The organism is Robertkochia solimangrovi, assembly GCF_007279655.1.
GTDB lineage: Bacteria > Bacteroidota > Bacteroidia > Flavobacteriales > Flavobacteriaceae > Robertkochia > Robertkochia solimangrovi.
On the sequence record NZ_QKWN01000006.1, the window covers coordinates 188,455 to 206,337 of the forward strand.

18 protein-coding genes are annotated in these 17,883 nt (G+C 42.3%); 8 read left to right on the forward strand and 10 right to left on the reverse strand.

Features of this window, described 5'->3' with window-relative positions:
- Position 1: 1 nt before the first annotated feature.
- The 6 genes from DMZ48_RS09145 to DMZ48_RS09170 all read right to left on the reverse strand — a co-directional run bounded on the left by DMZ48_RS09145 (position 2) and on the right by DMZ48_RS09170 (position 5,136).
- Positions 2-868 (reverse strand): rhomboid family protein, encoded by an 867-nt coding sequence (locus tag DMZ48_RS09145; protein ID WP_143954832.1) that lies wholly within the window; start codon positions 866-868, stop codon positions 2-4.
- Positions 869-1,621: a rhomboid family intramembrane serine protease gene (locus DMZ48_RS09150; RefSeq protein ID WP_143954833.1), complete on the reverse strand. Its 753-nt coding sequence runs from the start codon at positions 1,619-1,621 to the stop codon at positions 869-871. It lies immediately after the preceding gene.
- The gene (gene mutL, locus DMZ48_RS09155; RefSeq protein ID WP_143954834.1) at positions 1,622-3,457 is read right to left on the reverse strand and encodes a DNA mismatch repair endonuclease MutL; all 1,836 of its coding nucleotides are present in this window, start codon (positions 3,455-3,457) and stop codon (positions 1,622-1,624) included.
- Positions 3,457-3,750: a hypothetical protein gene (locus tag DMZ48_RS09160; RefSeq protein ID WP_143954835.1), complete on the reverse strand. Its 294-nt coding sequence runs from the start codon at positions 3,748-3,750 to the stop codon at positions 3,457-3,459. Before DMZ48_RS09160 ends, mutL begins: the two co-directional genes overlap by 1 nt.
- Positions 3,751-3,889: 139 nt before the next feature.
- The gene (gene ribH / locus DMZ48_RS09165) at positions 3,890-4,372 is read right to left on the reverse strand and encodes a 6,7-dimethyl-8-ribityllumazine synthase (protein ID WP_143954836.1); all 483 of its coding nucleotides are present in this window, start codon (positions 4,370-4,372) and stop codon (positions 3,890-3,892) included.
- A gap of 2 nt (positions 4,373-4,374) precedes the next feature.
- On the reverse strand, positions 4,375-5,136 hold the full coding sequence (locus DMZ48_RS09170; RefSeq protein ID WP_143954837.1) for a tetratricopeptide repeat protein: 762 nt from the start codon (positions 5,134-5,136) through the stop codon (positions 4,375-4,377).
- Between the two features lie 133 nt (positions 5,137-5,269).
- Here DMZ48_RS09170 and recF point away from each other — a divergent pair, with 133 nt between their 5' ends.
- The 3 genes from recF to DMZ48_RS09185 are packed head-to-tail and all read left to right on the forward strand — an operon-like array spanning position 5,270 to position 7,095.
- Positions 5,270-6,361 (forward strand): DNA replication/repair protein RecF, encoded by a 1,092-nt coding sequence (gene recF / locus DMZ48_RS09175; protein ID WP_143954838.1) that lies wholly within the window; start codon positions 5,270-5,272, stop codon positions 6,359-6,361.
- 3 nt (positions 6,362-6,364) lie between these two features.
- The gene (locus DMZ48_RS09180; protein WP_143954839.1) at positions 6,365-6,796 is read left to right on the forward strand and encodes a hypothetical protein; all 432 of its coding nucleotides are present in this window, start codon (positions 6,365-6,367) and stop codon (positions 6,794-6,796) included.
- A gap of 2 nt (positions 6,797-6,798) precedes the next feature.
- The gene (locus DMZ48_RS09185) at positions 6,799-7,095 is read left to right on the forward strand and encodes a DciA family protein (protein WP_143954840.1); all 297 of its coding nucleotides are present in this window, start codon (positions 6,799-6,801) and stop codon (positions 7,093-7,095) included.
- 56 nt (positions 7,096-7,151) lie between these two features.
- On the opposite strand, the gene DMZ48_RS09190 is transcribed toward DMZ48_RS09185, so the two are convergent.
- Positions 7,152-7,571 (reverse strand): nucleoside-diphosphate kinase, encoded by a 420-nt coding sequence (locus DMZ48_RS09190; RefSeq protein WP_143954841.1) that lies wholly within the window; start codon positions 7,569-7,571, stop codon positions 7,152-7,154.
- Between the two features lie 170 nt (positions 7,572-7,741).
- The gene (locus DMZ48_RS09195; protein ID WP_143954842.1) at positions 7,742-8,776 is read right to left on the reverse strand and encodes an alkaline phosphatase D family protein; all 1,035 of its coding nucleotides are present in this window, start codon (positions 8,774-8,776) and stop codon (positions 7,742-7,744) included.
- Positions 8,777-8,851: 75 nt separating this feature from the next.
- Here DMZ48_RS09195 and DMZ48_RS09200 point away from each other — a divergent pair, with 75 nt between their 5' ends.
- The 3 genes from DMZ48_RS09200 to DMZ48_RS09210 are packed head-to-tail and all read left to right on the forward strand — an operon-like array spanning position 8,852 to position 11,560.
- Entirely contained in the window at positions 8,852-9,865 is a 1,014-nt protein-coding gene (locus DMZ48_RS09200) for a DHH family phosphoesterase (protein ID WP_143954843.1), read from the forward strand.
- 1 nt (position 9,866) lies between these two features.
- Positions 9,867-10,424, forward strand: a complete 558-nt coding sequence (gldI, locus tag DMZ48_RS09205) for a gliding motility-associated peptidyl-prolyl isomerase GldI (RefSeq protein WP_143954844.1) — start codon at positions 9,867-9,869, stop codon at positions 10,422-10,424.
- A 23-nt stretch (positions 10,425-10,447) separates the two neighbouring features.
- A complete protein-coding gene (locus DMZ48_RS09210) occupies positions 10,448-11,560 on the forward strand; it encodes a peptidylprolyl isomerase (RefSeq protein ID WP_143954845.1) in 1,113 nt (370 codons plus the stop codon).
- A 102-nt stretch (positions 11,561-11,662) separates the two neighbouring features.
- Here the strand turns inward: DMZ48_RS09210 and DMZ48_RS09215 are convergent, their stop codons facing one another.
- Positions 11,663-13,126, reverse strand: coding sequence for an aminoacyl-histidine dipeptidase (locus DMZ48_RS09215; RefSeq protein WP_143954846.1), 1,464 nt, complete (start codon positions 13,124-13,126; stop codon positions 11,663-11,665).
- Positions 13,127-13,213: 87 nt separating this feature from the next.
- Positions 13,214-13,552 (reverse strand): hypothetical protein, encoded by a 339-nt coding sequence (locus DMZ48_RS09220; protein ID WP_143954847.1) that lies wholly within the window; start codon positions 13,550-13,552, stop codon positions 13,214-13,216.
- A 171-nt stretch (positions 13,553-13,723) separates the two neighbouring features.
- Between DMZ48_RS09220 and DMZ48_RS09225 the strand changes: the two genes are divergently transcribed.
- Together DMZ48_RS09225 and DMZ48_RS09230 are read left to right on the forward strand one after the other, a co-directional pair.
- A complete protein-coding gene (locus DMZ48_RS09225) occupies positions 13,724-14,791 on the forward strand; it encodes a DUF3810 domain-containing protein (RefSeq protein WP_143954848.1) in 1,068 nt (355 codons plus the stop codon).
- 82 nt (positions 14,792-14,873) lie between these two features.
- A complete protein-coding gene (locus tag DMZ48_RS09230) occupies positions 14,874-17,882 on the forward strand; it encodes an amidohydrolase family protein (RefSeq protein WP_143954849.1) in 3,009 nt (1,002 codons plus the stop codon).
- Position 17,883 lies beyond the last annotated feature (1 nt).

Here is a 17,883-nt window from a genome sequence, read left to right on the forward strand (position 1 = left end):
CCTATTCTTCTTTACCGGCTTTAAACAGAAAATCCTTCTCCTCTTTAGACAGACTTTCATATCCACTCTTACTGATCTTATCCAGGATTTCGTCTATCTGTTTCTGATATTCACGTTTATTAGGAGTAGCACTATAATGAGCATCCTTTTTCTTATGTACGGTTTTCAATGGGGACTTCTTTTTACGATCAAATAGAGATCCTAATCCAGTGACAGCTTTTTCAAAACCTGTACCGATATCGGTTCCTTCCATCAGACGTTTAGCATAGATAAACCCGAGTAGTTCCCCTCCGAGATGCGCGAGATGTCCGCCTGAATTCCCCATCGGTAGCTGGATCAGATCCGAAAGAACGACGAACACACCGATATACCAAAGTTTGATATTAAAGAAGAACACTCTCACTTCCTGATTCGGCATATAGGTACATATGAATACCAACACAGCCATCACCGCTGCAGAGGCTCCGATCAAAGAGGTTTGAATTCGGGAAAAGACAGGGAAAATATTATAACTAAGCAGAAATACAGCTCCTCCACAGATCGCGCCGAGAAAATATACATTCAAAAAAGTTTTACTGCTGAAAAGGTTGAGAAACATTCTTCCAGCATAATACAGGATGAGCATATTCATAAAGATATGCCAGAACCCTCCATGAAGAAAAGCATAGGAAATGATCGACCAGGGTTGCACGATAAAATCCTGAACAGCTTTGGGTAATTCCAGCCATTTCATGATCGTATCCGGGCTCAATTGAAACAGGAACGTAACCAGTGAAACCACAATGAAGATGGCCACATTGATCACGATGAGTTTTTCAGCTACGTTTAGAGTAGCGAATTTATATTTTAAATCCTTGGTTATACTCATTTAATCCCAGCGGTTGTTATTAAACTGATTCCTTTTCCAGTACCACATCATGATAAATCCAAATAAGGCGCCTCCAATGTGTGCGAAATGCGCGATCCCGGAACCGAATATGGAAATCCCTGTAACTCCTGAAAACAAATCTAATGCAATTATTACCGGAATAAAAAATTTAGCTTTGATAGGTACGGGAAAAAATATCAACATCAACTCCGCATTCGGGAACATCATAGCAAACGCCACAAGTATCCCATATATTGCACCGGAAGCACCGACTGCCGGAATGGTATAGGCGCTGGCGAAATTCTGCATTACAGACTCCGGGATCTCAGGGACATTGAGATACCTGCCGGCTGTTAACTTACTAAGTGCATCACCGATTTGATCAGGAGAATAACCCGCACTTAACAACGCATCATATCCGGCGTTAAAATGATAATAGTTCACCAATGTGTGTATCATTGCAGCTCCGAGTCCGGCAGAAAAATAAAAGAACAGAAACTTATTACGTCCCCACATCTGTTCCAGAGGAGAACCGAAAGCCCAAAGCGCATACATATTAAAAAAGATATGGAAAATAGACGTTTTATCATGCATAAACATGTGCGTCACGAATTGCCATAATCCAAAATGCGGATTCTTTGGAAACCATAGTGCCATGGAGTAAAAGAACTGATCGTTCAATACCAGTGCAGCGACATAAAAAAGGACGTTGATGATCAGCAGATGCTTGATCGCTTCGGTTAGTCTTCCCATTTACAAAAATCTTTTATCTATTTCTTCGACCGTCATGGTTATATAAATCGGTTTATGAAAAGGTGATACTGAGGGATCTTTCGTGGCAAAAAGATTATTGACCAAGGCTTCCTGAGACGCCTTGTTCAACACCTCTCCGGTTCTCACCGCAAGAGTTTTACACATCGTTTTTGCAAGCATATCGGCCTGTGAAAAGTTGGAGTCAGGAATTTCATTCTGAAAATCAGAAAGCAATTGATCCAGCACAATAGCCACTTCACTTTCGCTGATATTGATCGGTATACCAATAATCACTACCGTATCTTTTTCAAAGGATTCAAAGACAAATCCGGTATTTTCGAGACTGTCTTTCATCTCGCTAAGCAATTGTATATCAACGCTTGAAAAATTCAGATTTAAAGGAAATAGCAATTGCTGACTAACCCCTTTCTGAACGGTAATATTCTTAAGATATTCCTCATACAACACCCGTTGATGAGCGCGTTGCTGATCGATGATCACCATTCCCGATTTGATGGTGGTGACGATATATTTTTTATGTAATTGATAGGTTGTGGCCTCGCTAACTTCATTTTCCTTCTCGAACAACGAACCTGTTACTTCTTCACTTTCAAGTTCAATGGCGCTGAAATCATTCGATTTCTCAAGCCCTACATAAAGCTGTTCCCAGCTTCCTGACGGTTTACGAGAAGAACGACTGAACGACATTTTTTCTTTAGCCGGTTCCTTTTCAAAAGGATTAAAATTCACATCGACCTCAATTGCCGGCATCGATGCAGACCTCCCTTCATAATTATAGGGAGTGTCGAGATTCGAATCCCTGTCGAAATCCAGGATCGGCGCAACATTAAACTGCCCGAGACTGTGTTTCACAGCAGAACGTAATATTGCATATAAAGTATGCTCATCATCAAACTTGATCTCGGTCTTGGTTGGATGAATATTGATATCGATACTTGACGGATCAACATCCAGAAAAAGAAAATAACTAGGATGAGTCTGATCTTTTATAAGTCCTTCGAATGCGCTGGTCACGGCATGATGAAGATAGGAATTCTTGATAAACCGGTCATTGACGAAGAAAAACTGCTCTCCTCTTGTCTTTTTTGCAAACTCTGGTTTACAGACAAACCCAGAGACCTTTACAACACCGGTCTCTTCCTCTACCGGAACGAGTTTCTCATTGGTTTTAGGACCAAATACATGAACGATACGCTGACGTATATTCGTTGCGGGAAGTTTAAATAATTCACTTCCGTTATTATAAAAATCAAAACCAACTCCTGGATGTGCCAGAGCCACCCGTTGAAACTCATCGATGATATGACGGAGTTCAACCTGGTTTGATTTCAGGAAATTTCTCCTGGCGGGAATATTATAGAAAAGATTCTTTACAGCGATGGAAGTACCGCGCTGACAAGTCGTAACTTCCTGGCTTACGATCTTACCACCTTCCATTCGTATTTCGGTTCCGATCTGATCCTCTTCATCACTGGTCACCATTTCCACATGTGCGATCGCACCAATGGAAGCCAGCGCCTCTCCTCTGAATCCTTTGGTATGTAATTGAAAAAGATCTTCAGCCATTTTGATCTTGGAGGTCGCATGACGGGAGAATGATAGCCGGGCATCTGTCGTACTCATACCTTTACCGTTATCGACCACCTGAACCAGGGTTTTACCGGCATCCTTTACGATGAGCATGACCTCAGAAGATCCTGCATCGATGGCATTTTCAAGCAATTCCTTTACCACGGAGGCAGGCCTTTGAACCACCTCACCTGCAGCAATCTGGTTTGCAACATGATCAGGTAAAAGCTGTATAATGTCTGCCATTAAAAGAGTTTATCGAGATTAATATATTTGAGTGCCGCCAGAGCAAACATGAATAAAAAGGCAAGAATAACGTAAAAACGGACCCTGGAATTCTTGTCGACACCAGGCTTTCTCACGGTTTTCCAGTCTTCACGATAGCTTTTCTTCCGGTATCCTTTGAAATAATCTTCATCGGAATGCACCTCCTTATTGCGCTTGAGATTCTCCAGACGCTCTTTGCGCTCATCATAATACCGGGGCGTATAACCATACGCCTTAGGCTGCCTTTGTTTAAATAAAGTCGGAAGTTTCATAACCTCAAATTTACTTAAAATGGCAGAGAATAAAGGGCTACATCTCCTAAAAAATGTTAACAGTCTCTATTAACATCCGGATAGAACGCTATTCAGCATAAATGTAAGCAATTAGGAAAGAAATAAAGAAAATAACCGGTTAGCGATCCAGCGCAGCCATTTTTATGGCAGCGATCGCAGCCTCCGTTCCTTTATTACCATGAATACCACCACTACGAGCACGTGATTGATCGATCGTATTATCGGTAAGCACACAGAAGATCACGGGTACATTATGACGAACATTAAGGTCCATTATACCTTGAGCAGTTGCCTGGCAAACAAAATCAAAATGCTTGGTTTCCCCCTGGATTACGCTTCCGATCGCTATGATCGCATCAGGTTCATAATCATAGATAAGTTTCTTTGCACCGAAGGTTAGCTCAAAACTACCCGGAACGTTAAGACGAATGATTTCACTTTCCTGAGCCCCACAATCGATGAGTGCATCATAGGCCCCTTTAAAGAGCGCTTCAGTGATCTCTTCATTCCATTCAGAAACAACGATCCCAAACCGAAATTTACTCGCGTTTGGGATCGTGTTTTTATCGTAAGCTGATAAATTTTTATTTTCTGTAGCCATTATCAGAGATTTTCGGCCTTACCAATATAGATATCGATAGTTCTACCCTCTTCAGAATTAGGGAAATCCGATTTAATTCTGTTGAAGTATTTTACAGCCTTAGCCTTATCTCCCATTTGCATCGCCAATGTACCTGCCTTAAACAGAAATTTAGGGGCTGTAAAACCGTTATCACTATGTTCGAAAGCTTTTTCATAATAAGAAAGCGCTTCACCATCCTGAGTCAATTGCACAAATGCATCACCGATTCCTCCTTTAGCAAGTGCTCCAAGGATCGGATCATCTGATTTAAACTCTTGCAGATGCTTGATCGCTTCATCATATTTCTGAAGATTCAAATAAGCCATACCTGAACTATACTGAGCCAGATTAGCTGCTTTTGTACCGCTGTAATTATCGATGATATCCAGTAAACCATATTTTCCGTCAGCTCCGTTCAGTGCAAGTCCGTACAAAGAATCCTTCTGCGTACTGTTTACCGCTTCATTGAAATATTGCTGAGCGAAGAACATTTCGTTCGATGCTTCTGCTTCTTTAGGTTTTTGAATGAACTGCTCAAATCCGAGGTAACCCAAAACCACCAATACAATGATCCCGATTCCGCCAAGGATGAACTTTTGATTTTTAGATACCCACTCCTCTGTCTTGGTAGCGCTTTCATCCAGCGTACTGAATACCTCAGCCGTTGCACTATGCTCTTCCTGTACCTTTACTTCTTCCTCTTTGGTCTGTGGTTTATAGCCTCTTTTCTTGTACGTTGCCATTACATCATATTTAGTTAAGCGTCGCAAAAATAAAATTTTTATTCAAATAGGAAAGGGATTTTATTTGATAATTTTCAATATTTTGCAGCCGTTCCCAAGGGGATTATCCCAGAATTTTTGAAGGCTGAGTTCCATGGTTTTAAAGCAATTATCCTTAATTAATTATAAGAATTTCAAGACGGCAGACTTCGGGTTTGACGAGAAGATCAATTGTTTTGTGGGAAGTAACGGGATCGGAAAGACCAATGCGCTGGATGCGATCTACCAACTGGCATTCGGGAAAAGCTACTTCAATCCCATCGCTTCTCAAAACATCCGACATGGTGAGGAATTCTATGTGGTTGATGGTGTATTCGAAAAACATGGCAAGGAAGAAAAGATCGTTTGCTCCCTGAAAAAGAACCAAAAGCGCGTCATCAAAAGAAACGGTAAGATATATGATCGTCTTTCCGATCATATCGGACTCATACCGCTGGTGATCATTTCTCCCGCCGATCGTGATCTTATTATCGAAGGCAGTGAGACGCGCAGAAAGTTCATGGATGGCGTGATCGCTCAGAGCAACAAATCCTATCTGCACAATTTACTCAATTACAACAAGGTTCTGTCACAACGGAATTCGCTTTTGAAATACTTCGCATTGAACAACACCTTCGACCCCGCCACACTGGAAGTCTATAATGAGCAATTAAATGAATACGGAAGTATGATCTATGAAGAGCGTAAAAAGTTCCTCGATATCTTCATTCCGATATTCAGAAAGCGGTATGTTTCCATTTCCGGGAAGGATGAACAGATCGGACTCGACTATGAAAGCCAGTTACATGAAAGTTCCCTTCTAGCCTTGCTACAGTTAAACCTCGGAAAGGATCGCGCTGTTCAGTATACAAGTCAGGGAATTCACAAAGATGATCTGAACTTTTCGATCGCAGGCCATCCCATTAAAAAATTCGGCAGCCAGGGCCAACAAAAATCATTGCTCATCGCTCTAAAACTGGCTCAATTCGACTTTTTACGGGATCTGGCCGGAGATACACCCATTCTGTTACTCGATGACATCTTTGATAAACTGGATGAGAACAGGGTCGGTCAGATCGTCCAATTGGTGGATGATCAGCACTTCGGGCAGATATTTATCAGTGACACACATCCGGAGCGTACAGAAAAAGTTGTTAAAGCAACACATCAGACGTATAAAATGATTAACTTAGAGTCAGACCTGTAATCCATGAAAAAAAATTTGCTTACCACCCAGATCTTGATACTGAGCTGCCTTTTTCTGAGCAGTTGCGGGGGTGATTTTCCCTCAGACACTTCTTTACTGCAAGGCTATTGGGAGATCGAATCAGTAGAATTTCCGGATGGAGGTCATAAAGATTATCAGATCAGTACCACGATCGATCAGTTTGTTTTTGAATCGGATTCAACGGGATACCGGCAAAAGGTACAACCCCGGCTTGACGGAACCTATACTGGCTCCGGTGATCACGAACAATTTACGATTCTAAAAAGAGACCGGCAGCTCATTCTCCATTTTACGGGCCTTATGAGCGAACATGAAGAGAAATTACTCAGCCTTAACAATGATCAATTGATCTTGTTGAATGAACAGAATAAAAAATATATCTATCAACGTTACGAACCCATTGATATAAAATGAACATGGCCAGAAGAAAGAACGAATACATATCTCTCAGTGATGCACTCAAAGAATTCGTGAGTGAGAATAAGCTGGAAAAGGGGCTCGACAAGATCGAAGTAAGAGAAGCCTGGACTAACCTGATGGGAAATGGTGTCAACAATTACACCCGTGATATAAAACTACATAATGAAACCCTTTATGTAGATCTTTCTTCTTCTGTATTAAGAGAGGAATTATCGTATGGCAAAGCCAAGATCATCAGTATGATCAACGAAGAGCTGGGACGTGAACTGGTCCAAAAGATCGTTTTGAGATAAAAAAAAATCCATTCCGAAGAACGAAATGGATTTTTTTAATTTTTATATAATCCCGATTAGAAGATCTCTCTTCCGGAAAAATGGAAAGCTCCTTCAATAGCAGCGTTCTCATCACTGTCTGACCCGTGAACCGCATTTTCTCCGATTGAAGTCGCAAATAATTTTCTGATAGTCCCTTCCGCCGCTTCTGCAGGGTTGGTCGCTCCGATCAAAGTTCTGAAGTCTTCAACTGCATTATCCTTTTCCAGGATGGCTGCCACGATAGGACCTCTGCTCATAAAAGTTACAAGCTCATCAAAGAACGGACGCTCCTTATGGATCTCATAAAACAATTCCGCATCTCTTCTGCTTAATTGAGTGTACTTCATCGCCACGATACGGAATCCGGCTGCTGTGATTTTTTCAAGGATAGCTCCGATGTGTCCGTTTTCAACAGCATCAGGCTTGATCATTGTAAAAGTTCTGTTTGTTGCCATGTGTATTTTTAATTTCGCGGCAAAAATAAGGCTTTTAATTAGAAATCTAAATTTAGAATGGAGAATTTAAAGTAAAACTAATATTAGTGATACTAGTAACAATAGTATTATTAGTGACACTAGTGTCATCTGTGTCACCCGTATCATCAGTGTCACTAGCCAAGACTACATCAATACGCTTGCTTGTATTCCTGATAAACCTGTTTGTTATTACCGATCATTTCCATGGTAGCGGTCTTTGATCTGAAATTCAGTTTTAGTAGTCCGAAGCTTTTATTCTTCACAACCCTTCCGATTCGATAAGGATTCTCCTCTTCCTCGAATTCGGTATAGGTATGGGTTAGTCCGCTTGAAGTAAAATCGATCAGCGGGTAGTTCACACCTGGAATATTGATCTGCGAGAATTCAGATATATGACGGTCGCCTGACAAAAGGATCACTCCTTTAGCCTGACTTTCAGCGATCAGGTCAAAAAGTCGTTTCACCTCATTAGGAAAATTCCCCCAGGTTTCAAATCCATGTTTGTTTGACAGCACCTGAATACTGCTTACGATAATATTGAAATCAGCCTCAGAATCCTTCAGTTGTTCCGTGAACCAGAGCCATTGTTGTGCTCCGAGAATCGTACCCTCTGAATTATTGTTTGGAATATATTTTCTTCCACTCTCGCCAAGGTTCCGGGTAAGCGGGCTCCGGAAGTAACGTGTATCGAGAACGATCACTTTAACAGTACCTTCAGCCGTCGGGTACACATAACTTTCATAGACACCTTCTCTGAATCTCCTGGGATGATTTTTCGGAACCTCCATAAAATTCAGAAATAACTCCTGAGATTCTTTCTTCATCGGGTATTCTTCACCGGCATCATTCGCTCCATAGTCATGATCATCCCAGGTTCCGATAACCTCCACCTGCTTGGTAAGATCCCTGTAGCCATGCTGCCATCGTTGCTCTTCGTAGTCCTTTCGCATCTCACGAACATCATCCGTATCTGCATAGATATTGTCACCTCCCCAGATCCAGATATTCGGATCAAAAGCGAGCACATCGTCCCAGAGATAGTTCTCTTCCGTCTGCCGGTTACAGGATCCGAATGCGATCACAAAATCCCCATCACGTAATGGATAGCGGGCCTCAGAAGACTTCGAAGAACCACACCCCATCAACAAAAGCAATGGCAGTATCGTGTAGTAAATAGTACGCATCAGTTTAATTTATGCTCTACAAATGTACTACTACTTTTTAAACTATTATATTATTAAATCGTATATTAGCACGCTATGACAGAGCAAAAGACAGCAGCCTTAAAATCGTTACTGACAGACCCCAAAAATATCGTGATCATTCCGCATAAGAACCCGGATGGCGATGCTATCGGTGCCTGTCTGGCCATATTTCTTTACCTTAAGAAAAAGGGGCATAATGCAACAATTACTGCACCCAATGATTATCCGGATTTCCTTAAATGGATGCCGGGTACCGAAGAGGTGATCAACTATGAATCTCAACGGGAAAGCTGCAGAAATGCCATAGATAAAGCCGATATTATTTTCACACTTGACTTTAATGATCTCAGCCGTATAGGAGACCTTCAGTTTGCGTTGGCAGACTTCAAAGGAAAATATATCATGATCGATCATCACCAACAGCCATCAGACTATGCCTGGTTACAGTATTCCGATGTCATGATGAGCAGCACTTGTGAAATGGTCTGGCATTTTCTGGATACATTAGAAGAAACACACGCTGTGGATGCAGCTATTGCCAGCTGTTTATACGCCGGGATCATGACCGATACCGGATCTTTCAGATTCCCCTCCACCAGTAGCACAACGCATCGGGTGGTTGCTGAATTGATCGATAAAGGGGCCGATAACGCTGCGATACACAATGCAGTTTTTGATTCGAACTCACCGGATAAACTTCAACTCTTGGGTTGTGCCTTATCCAATCTGGAAACCCTGCCTGAATATCACACGGCCATTATCACACTGAATTCGGAGGAATTGAACCGGCACAATTTCAAAAAAGGAGATACGGAAGGCTTTGTAAACTACGGGTTAAGTATGAAGGGAATCCGTTTCGCGGTGATCCTTATCGAAAGTGCCCAGGAACAGATCATAAAGATCTCCCTGCGCTCCAAGGGCGATTTCTCCGTAAATCAATTTGCCAGAGATCACTTTAATGGTGGCGGACATATCAATGCTGCCGGAGGTCGTAGTGAACTTTCTTTAGAAGAAACGAAGAAAAAATTCAAATCCCTATTACCTTTATACAAAGATCAATTGTCGTAGTATGAAAAAATTTGTCTTCATCATAGGAATAATCGCATTGACTACTACAGCTTGCAGTCAGCCGGATGCACGTCGGCCGGTAAGCAGTAAATCAGGGAGCTTTATGCGTTCTTCCATCGAAAGAAATAAAAGCCTGCTCGACTATGAGGAAACGCTTATCGATTCTATCATTGCATCAGACTCGATCAACACCTATATAGTTTCTCAGAACGGCTATCAATACTTTTACAATACCGAGAATGCCGAAGATACGATATCCCCGGAAGAGGGTGATGTTGTAAAGATTACATACAATGTCAGAACGTTAACCGAAGACACGATCTACACCAACGACGATATTGGAATCGTTGAATTCCGTATCGACAAAGAAGCCTTGTTTCCCGGCCTCCGTACCGCGGTAAAACTCATGAATACCGGTGAAACAGCCACATTCTATTTTCCATCTTCCATGGGATACGGCTATCACGGCGATGAAAAGCGTATCGGTACCAATGAGCCACTGATCAGTACGATCAGTCTTTTGGAGATCAAAAAAGAAAACAACGCAAATTCTAACTGATAAATTTCAATTAATTACTTACCATGAAGAAGTTTAGTTTCTTATTATTACTAACACTGATTATCCAGTCTTGTTCCAGCACAAAATATGCTGATCTAGGAGATGGGATTTTTGCCGATATCCAGACCAACAAAGGAGATATCGTTGTAAAATTATTCTATAAAGAAACCCCATTGACCGTTGCCAACTTCGTTTCCTTAGCAGAAGGAACCAACACGTATGTCAGCGAAGATTTAAAAGGGAAGAAATATTATGACAGTGTCATATTCCACAGGGTCATCAAGGATTTCATGATCCAGTCAGGCGACCCGACCGGAACCGGAAGAGGTGGTCCGGGATACAAATTCGAGGATGAGTTTGTAGATTCACTTACACACGATAAAAAAGGAATATTATCCATGGCCAATGCCGGACCAAATACCAATGGAAGTCAGTTTTTCATCACTCAGGTTCCAACACCGCACCTCAATGGTAAACATACTGTTTTCGGAGAAGTCGTAAAAGGCCTGGAAGTCATTGACAGCATTGCAGATGCTCCTATGAGCAAGGCAAATCCTAGTCGTCCGGAGACTGATATTGTGATGAATCATGTAGTTATCGTTCGCAACGGAAAAGAGGCGAGAAAATTCGATGATCAGGCTATTTTGGCGGAGTATTTTGGCAAAGCTGAAGCGGAAGCTAAAAAGATAGCTGAGGCCCGTCAGGCATTGGTTGATGAGTTCAAAACTCAGGAGGCCATAGCTGACTCAACTAAGACCGGATTAAAATTCATTCAACTCACTCCCGGTACTGATGAAAAGCCTTCATTGAATCAAACGGCATTGATCAACTATGCCGGATATTATGCCGAAAGTGGAGAACTTTTCGACACCAGTTGGCTGGAGGTCGCAGAAGATTGCGGTAGTGTAAACCCACAAAAGAAAGCGGCAGGAGCCTATCGCCCTGTTCCTATGAAGATCAGTCCGGATGCACAATTGGTAGCAGGATTCAAAGAAGGATTATTCCTGTTACATAAAGGAGAAAAAATAAGAATCTTCATTCCTTCTCATCTGGGATACGGAGAAGCAGGATACGGTCCTATTCCTCCGAACACAGATTTGGTATTCGATCTGGAAATGGTAGATATACAGGAATAAGACCCTATTAGTAACACTGGTGACACTAGTGATATTGGTGACATACATTAGTTTCACTAGTGTCACTTTATATCACCAGTGTCATTTATACCATTAGTAGTATTATTCTTTATTCGGAATATCAGCAAGTATAGCTTTGGTAAATTCCCAGAATTTCTGCACTGAAGCTACCTCCGCACGCTCATCGGGAGAATGCGCTCCTTTGATGGTCGGACCAAAACTGATCATATCCATATCCGGATAATTCTGCCCCAATATCCCACATTCCAGTCCTGCATGACAGGCAACCACATTAGGAGTGCTCTTGAAAAGCACTTCATACTTTGATTGCAACACTTTCAGGATATCACTTCCCATATTCGGCTTCCAGCCGGGATAACTCCCGCTTAATTCCACTGAACAACCACAAAGCTCGAATACAGCTCTTAGAGTATTAGAAAGATCTGTTTTGGAAGACTCCACGGAAGATCTGGTCAGACAATGCACCTTGATCTTTCCGTTACCGATCTTCACTCTGGCAATATTATTAGAGGTCTGCACTAACCCTTCCATATCCGGACTCATACAATAAACTCCGTTATGAGCGGCATAAATGGCTCTAGTAATACCTTCCTGCACCCCGAGTTCCATGACAGTTTCCGGTACTTCCACCACTTCCCCGGTGATCGTAAGTGAAGGTTCTGTTACCTGAAGTTCCTTCTTAATAACAGTGGCAAGCTGATTAAATTCAAAAGCAAAGGCATCATGGTGGATCTTATCGACCACGACAATCGCTTCACTTTCCCGAGGAATCGCATTTCGAAGTCCACCTCCATCGATCATTGAAATTCGAAGTCCGAAATTCTCAAAACCATCGAATAACAGACGGTTCATAATTTTATTGGCATTTCCAAGACCTCTGTGAATATCCATTCCACTATGTCCGCCTTGCAATCCTTTAACCGTGATCTTACAGGCGATCACCCCTTCAGGAGTAGCTTCCACGCGATAGGTACGACTTGCGGTAACATCGATTCCTCCGGCACATCCGATATCGATCTCATCATCTTCTTCAGTATCAAGATTCAGGAGGATCTCACCTTTAAGCACACCTCCGTTTAATCCCATCGCTCCGGTCATACCTGTTTCCTCATCGATCGTAAAAAGGGCTTCAATAGCAGGATGTGAAATCGTTTTACTTTCGAGGATCGCCATAATCGCGGCAACCCCCAATCCATTATCAGCCCCTAGAGTCGTTCCTTTAGCTTTTACCCAGCCATTCTCTTCAAACATTTCAATACCCTGACTGTTAAAATCAAAATCAGTGTCGTTATTTTTCTGGTGCACCATATCCAGATGCGATTGCAAGACCACGGTTTTCCGCCCCTCCATTCCGGGGGTCGCAGGTTTTCTGATAATAACATTACCCACCTCATCCGAAAAAGTCTCAAGTCCGAGATTTCGTCCGAATTCCTTCATAAAAGCGATCACCCGCTCTTCTTTTTTTGAAGCTCTGGGTACCGCATTAAGGTCCGCAAAGTTCTTCCAGACCTCACGAGGCTCCAGAAGACGTATTTCTGAATTCATTTACATCTTTTTTGGTTCAGCACAAAGGTAATTAATGAATCTCATTCACTCAACCCGAGAATCTTTTTGATACCGAATCTTAAAAAATTAACCCCATAAATAAAGATTTACGCCAGCAAAACAATCAAGGTGAAGCGAAGCAAACCCATAATTTACGCCAGTAAATCCATAAAGCCGAGGCAAAGCAAACCCATTATTTACGCCAGTAAATCCATCAAGGCGAAGCGAAGCAAACCCATTATTTACGCCAGTAAATCCATAAAGCCGAGGCAAAGCAAACCCATGATTTACGCCAGTAAATCCATAAAGGCGAGGCGAAGCGAACCCATGATTTACGCCAGTAAATCCATAAAGGCGAGGCAAAGCAAACCCATTATTTACGCCAGTAAATCCATCAAGGCGAGGCGAAGCGAGCACTAAGGTCACTCAAGGAAGTTTTGCGCCAGCAAAACAACCCGCGACACTGGAGAACTGATCGCGCCAGCGATCAGGATCGACACTAAGCACCGCAAGGTGCACGTCACTAACACAGTTTTATTTTGGTTTGTCATCGATTACCTTCCCTCCCACGTAATTCTATTTACTATTTTTGGCGCTATGACTAAAAACCTCAGAACGATAATAGCCTTGTCCCTCATCCCTCAGATCATAATCATAAAATGGCTGGGAAAGCATCCGAATTGGGTCGAAGACTATTACAGCAATGGTTTTTATCGTTTTTTGTCTGCAGGCTTCCGATATGTATTCGGATGGATCCCTTTCTCCGTAGGTGATATCTTCTATACCATTCTTGGCATCCTGATCGTTCGCTTTTTCATTCAAAAGGGACCATTATTCTTTAAACGTACCCGTCACTTCTTCCGGGAAATGTTCGTTGGAATCTCAATCTTCTATTTTGTATTTCACCTATTCTGGGGCATGAATTATTACCGATTACCGATTCATGAAAAACTTGGCCTGGACAATGAATACTCAACCGAAGAGCTATTGGATTTCACAGACCGTTTGATCCTGAAATGCAATGCTCTGCACAATGAAATTGTCGAGAATGACAGTTTACCTGTGCAGATCCCATATAATAAAAGCACCATATACCGAATGACTTCGGAAGGTTATAAGAATCTTGAGAAAAAAATTCCCGATTTCGCTTATCACCCAAGAAGCATTAAGACTTCACTGTACAGCACTGCACTCACCTATATGGGATACAGCGGTTACCTGAATCCATTCACCAATGAGGCACAGGTAAACGGACTACAGATCGATTTCAAATACCCTACGGTAAGCTGTCATGAAGAAGCACATCAAATCGGCTACTCCGCAGAAAACGAAGCTAATTTTGTTGGGTATCTCGCTGCGGTTCATAACGAAGACATCTACTTTCAATATTCAGGCCACATCTACATCCTGCGATATTGCCTTGGCGAGATCAAGCGCAGGGATGAGGAAATCTTCGAGGAATACAATAAAAAGCTCAATTACGGGATCATCGAGAACTATCTGGAGGTTGCCCGCTTTTGGCAACGTCATAAGAACAGTGCCGAACCGGTATTTAAATCTACTTTTAACACCTACCTGAAGGCTAACAATCAGAAAGAAGGAATAAAAAGTTACAATTACGTTGTTGCATTACTTGTAAATTACTACAAAGACCGTAAGATATAAATGTTAAAAAAAACCAAACACTATAATACAATCTTTTAGTTATTTTATTTTTATGCAACTAACTTTCTAATCCAATCAAAATATGAAATTTAAACGATACCTGCTGGCACTACTATGTTGCGGGTTTATTGGGTATTCCCAGGAATACATACCCAAGAATGACGGAGTCAGTAACTCCGATCACAGTTACAAAGCCTTTACAAATGCCCGGATCATTGTTAGTCCGGGAAAGATCATTGAAAAAGGAACCCTTCTCATCAAAGACGGGGTTATCATCGATGCAGGAACTACAGTTTCAATACCAGAAAACACATTGGTTACGGACCTGAATGGAAAATCTATTTACCCTTCATTCATCGACCTTTACACTTCGTTCGGAATGGAAGAGGTTAAACCGGTACAGGGTGGCGGACGTAGCGGAACACCTCAATATGACGCCTCCAGAGAAGGGTACTACTGGAATGACCACATCCTTTCAGACCAGAAAGCCATCGAACATTATTCTTATGATAAAGGACAGGCCAAGCAATTGGTCAATGCCGGATTTGGTATTGTCAATACACATATGAATGATGGGATCATGCGTGGTACCAGTATGCTTGTTGCCTTGAACAGTGACGGTACCGACAATGAAAGAATAATTTCTAAAAGCGCTGCGGAACATCTTTCATTTAGCCGCAGCCGAACTACGCGACAATCCTATCCGGGTTCACTGATGGGTGCTATGGCGTTGATTCGTCAGGTATATTTCGATGCGCAGTGGTATGCAGATGGCGGGTCTAAAGATAAAGACCTCGCTCTTGAAGCAGTGATCGCTAACAAATCGCTGCCTAAAATATTTGAAGCCGGAGGTAAACTCAATGACCTTAGAGCCGATAAGATCGGTGATGAATTTAAACTGAACTACATCCTCAAAGGAGGAGGTGATGAGTTTGAACGAATCGACGAGATCGTTGCCAGTAATGCATCCTATATTATACCGGTGAATTTCCCGGACGCTTATGAGGTTACAGACCCTTATATGGCCCAACTCGTATCTCTTGAGGATATGAGAATGTGGAATCAGGCTCCCGAAAACCCAGCGGTTCTTGCAAGTCATGGTGTACCTTTCACACTGACTACAGCTGATCTCAAAAAGATCGCCGATTTTAAAAGCAATGTTCAAAAAGCGATCAGCTACGGACTTGACGAACAAAAAGCACTGGAAGCCTTAACGACCACTCCTGCTCAATTACTCGGAATAGCTGATATGGCCGGAAGTCTGAAAAAAGGAGCCTGGGCAAACTTCCTGATCACCTCGGGAGATATCTTTGATAATTCCACTACCCTTTTTGAAAACTGGGTTCAGGGAAAAAAATATATGATCAGCGATATGAATGCCGTTGACATCAGAGGAACCTATGATCTGAAAGTAGGCGGAACAACCTATACGCTTTCTATCACCGGAGAACCTGGTAAACCAAAATCAGAGATCAAGCAAAATGATAATAAGATCGCTTCCAAATTGGATTATGACGGAGGCTGGGTGAATCTATTCTACACCCCGGAAAGTAAAGGAGATACTGAATTCGTTCGTCTTACCGCACCCGTAACCGATGCTTCGGCATTCTCAGGTCAGGGTACACTTACAGACGGTGCCACAGTAAACTGGAGCGCCTCACAAACCGCTGGTCCGGAAGAAAAATCTAAAAAAGACAGCAACACTAAACCTGAAGTACTTCCGGTGACCTATCCGAACAAAGCTTTCGGTGTAAGTAACCTACCTGAATCTCAGGATGTGTTATTCAAAAATGCAACGGTATGGACCAGTGAAGAAGACGGTATCCTGGAAGGTACGGATGTCTTGGTTAAAAACGGAAAGATCGCAGCAATCGGTAAGAATCTGAGCGCTGGAGGTGCTGTTATCATCGATGCCACAGGAAAACACCTTACTCCAGGAATCATTGATGAACACTCTCATATAGCAACAGCTGCCGTTAACGAAGGAGGACATAACAGTTCTGCGGAAGTTACCATTGAAGATGTGGTTGACTCTGAGGATTCTAATATCTATAGAAACCTTTCCGGTGGTGTGACCACCATACAAATCCTTCACGGTTCTGCAAATCCTATCGGCGGACGTTCGGCCCTTATCAAATTGAAATGGGGAGAAGATCCTGAAGATCTGCTGGTAAAGGATCGACCTAAGTTCATCAAATTCGCTTTAGGAGAAAACGTAAAACAATCCAACTGGGGAGCTGCAGAAACAATCCGTTTCCCGCAAACCCGTATGGGGGTTGAGCAACTGTTTATCGACTATTTCCAAAGAGCCAAGGAATACGATGCTGAATGGAAAGCCTATAACGGGCTGAGCAAACGTCAGAAAGAAAAGGCGACCAAACCAAGAGTTGATATCGAACTTCAAACCCTGGCAGAAATTCTGAATAAAGAAAGGTTCATCTCTTGCCATTCCTATGTACAGAGTGAGATCAACATGCTGATGAAAGTAGCCGATCAGTTCAACTTTAACATCAACACCTTTACTCACATCCTTGAAGGATACAAGGTGGCAGATAAAATGAAGGAACATGGAGTTGGTGGCTCTACCTTCTCAGACTGGTGGGCTTACAAATATGAGGTAAACGATGCAATTCCATACAACGCTGCGATCATGCATAACGCAGGTATTACCGTAGCTATTAACTCCGATGATGCAGAAATGTCGAGAAGACTGAATCAGGAAGCTGGAAAAACGGTAAAATACGGAGGTGTCAGCGAAGTAGAAGCTATGAAAATGGTTACCATCAATCCGGCTAAACTTTTACACATCGATGACCGTACCGGAAGTATCAAGGTAGGGAAAGATGCGGACCTGGTGCTATGGAGCGATAATCCGCTGTCGATCTATGCGATTGCAGACAAAACAATGATCGAAGGAAAAGTTTATTACGATTATGAACAGATGCAGGCAATGACCAAAAGCATCAGTGAGGAGCGTAACAAACTCATCAATATGATGATCAGCGCTAAGAACAAGGGAATGAAAACTCAGGCTCCTAAAGGAAATGAAGAACCTGAATTTCATTGTGACACCGAAATCTATCAAAAATAAG

What these genes read in the sequence shown, in the direction of transcription:
- DMZ48_RS09145 (WP_143954832.1), bottom strand. Translation starts at nt 868, where the DNA reads ATGAGTATAACCAAGGATTTAAAATATAAATTCGCTACTCTAAACGTA.
- mutL (WP_143954834.1), bottom strand. Translation starts at nt 3,457, where the DNA reads ATGGCAGACATTATACAGCTTTTACCTGATCATGTTGCAAACCAGATT.
- DMZ48_RS09180 (WP_143954839.1), top strand. Translation starts at nt 6,365, where the DNA reads ATGAAAAAAAATTTGCTTACCACCCAGATCTTGATACTGAGCTGCCTT.
- DMZ48_RS09215 (WP_143954846.1), bottom strand. Translation starts at nt 13,126, where the DNA reads ATGAATTCAGAAATACGTCTTCTGGAGCCTCGTGAGGTCTGGAAGAAC.
- DMZ48_RS09230 (WP_143954849.1), top strand. Translation starts at nt 14,874, where the DNA reads ATGAAATTTAAACGATACCTGCTGGCACTACTATGTTGCGGGTTTATT.
- ribH (WP_143954836.1), bottom strand. Translation starts at nt 4,372, where the DNA reads ATGGCTACAGAAAATAAAAATTTATCAGCTTACGATAAAAACACGATC.
- DMZ48_RS09200 (WP_143954843.1), top strand. Translation starts at nt 8,852, where the DNA reads ATGACAGAGCAAAAGACAGCAGCCTTAAAATCGTTACTGACAGACCCC.
- gldI (WP_143954844.1), top strand. Translation starts at nt 9,867, where the DNA reads ATGAAAAAATTTGTCTTCATCATAGGAATAATCGCATTGACTACTACA.
- DMZ48_RS09225 (WP_143954848.1), top strand. Translation starts at nt 13,724, where the DNA reads ATGACTAAAAACCTCAGAACGATAATAGCCTTGTCCCTCATCCCTCAG.
- DMZ48_RS09210 (WP_143954845.1), top strand. Translation starts at nt 10,448, where the DNA reads ATGAAGAAGTTTAGTTTCTTATTATTACTAACACTGATTATCCAGTCT.
- DMZ48_RS09195 (WP_143954842.1), bottom strand. Translation starts at nt 8,776, where the DNA reads ATGCGTACTATTTACTACACGATACTGCCATTGCTTTTGTTGATGGGG.
- DMZ48_RS09185 (WP_143954840.1), top strand. Translation starts at nt 6,799, where the DNA reads ATGGCCAGAAGAAAGAACGAATACATATCTCTCAGTGATGCACTCAAA.
- DMZ48_RS09170 (WP_143954837.1), bottom strand. Translation starts at nt 5,136, where the DNA reads ATGGCAACGTACAAGAAAAGAGGCTATAAACCACAGACCAAAGAGGAA.
- DMZ48_RS09190 (WP_143954841.1), bottom strand. Translation starts at nt 7,571, where the DNA reads ATGGCAACAAACAGAACTTTTACAATGATCAAGCCTGATGCTGTTGAA.
- recF (WP_143954838.1), top strand. Translation starts at nt 5,270, where the DNA reads ATGGTTTTAAAGCAATTATCCTTAATTAATTATAAGAATTTCAAGACG.
- DMZ48_RS09150 (WP_143954833.1), bottom strand. Translation starts at nt 1,621, where the DNA reads ATGGGAAGACTAACCGAAGCGATCAAGCATCTGCTGATCATCAACGTC.
- DMZ48_RS09160 (WP_143954835.1), bottom strand. Translation starts at nt 3,750, where the DNA reads ATGAAACTTCCGACTTTATTTAAACAAAGGCAGCCTAAGGCGTATGGT.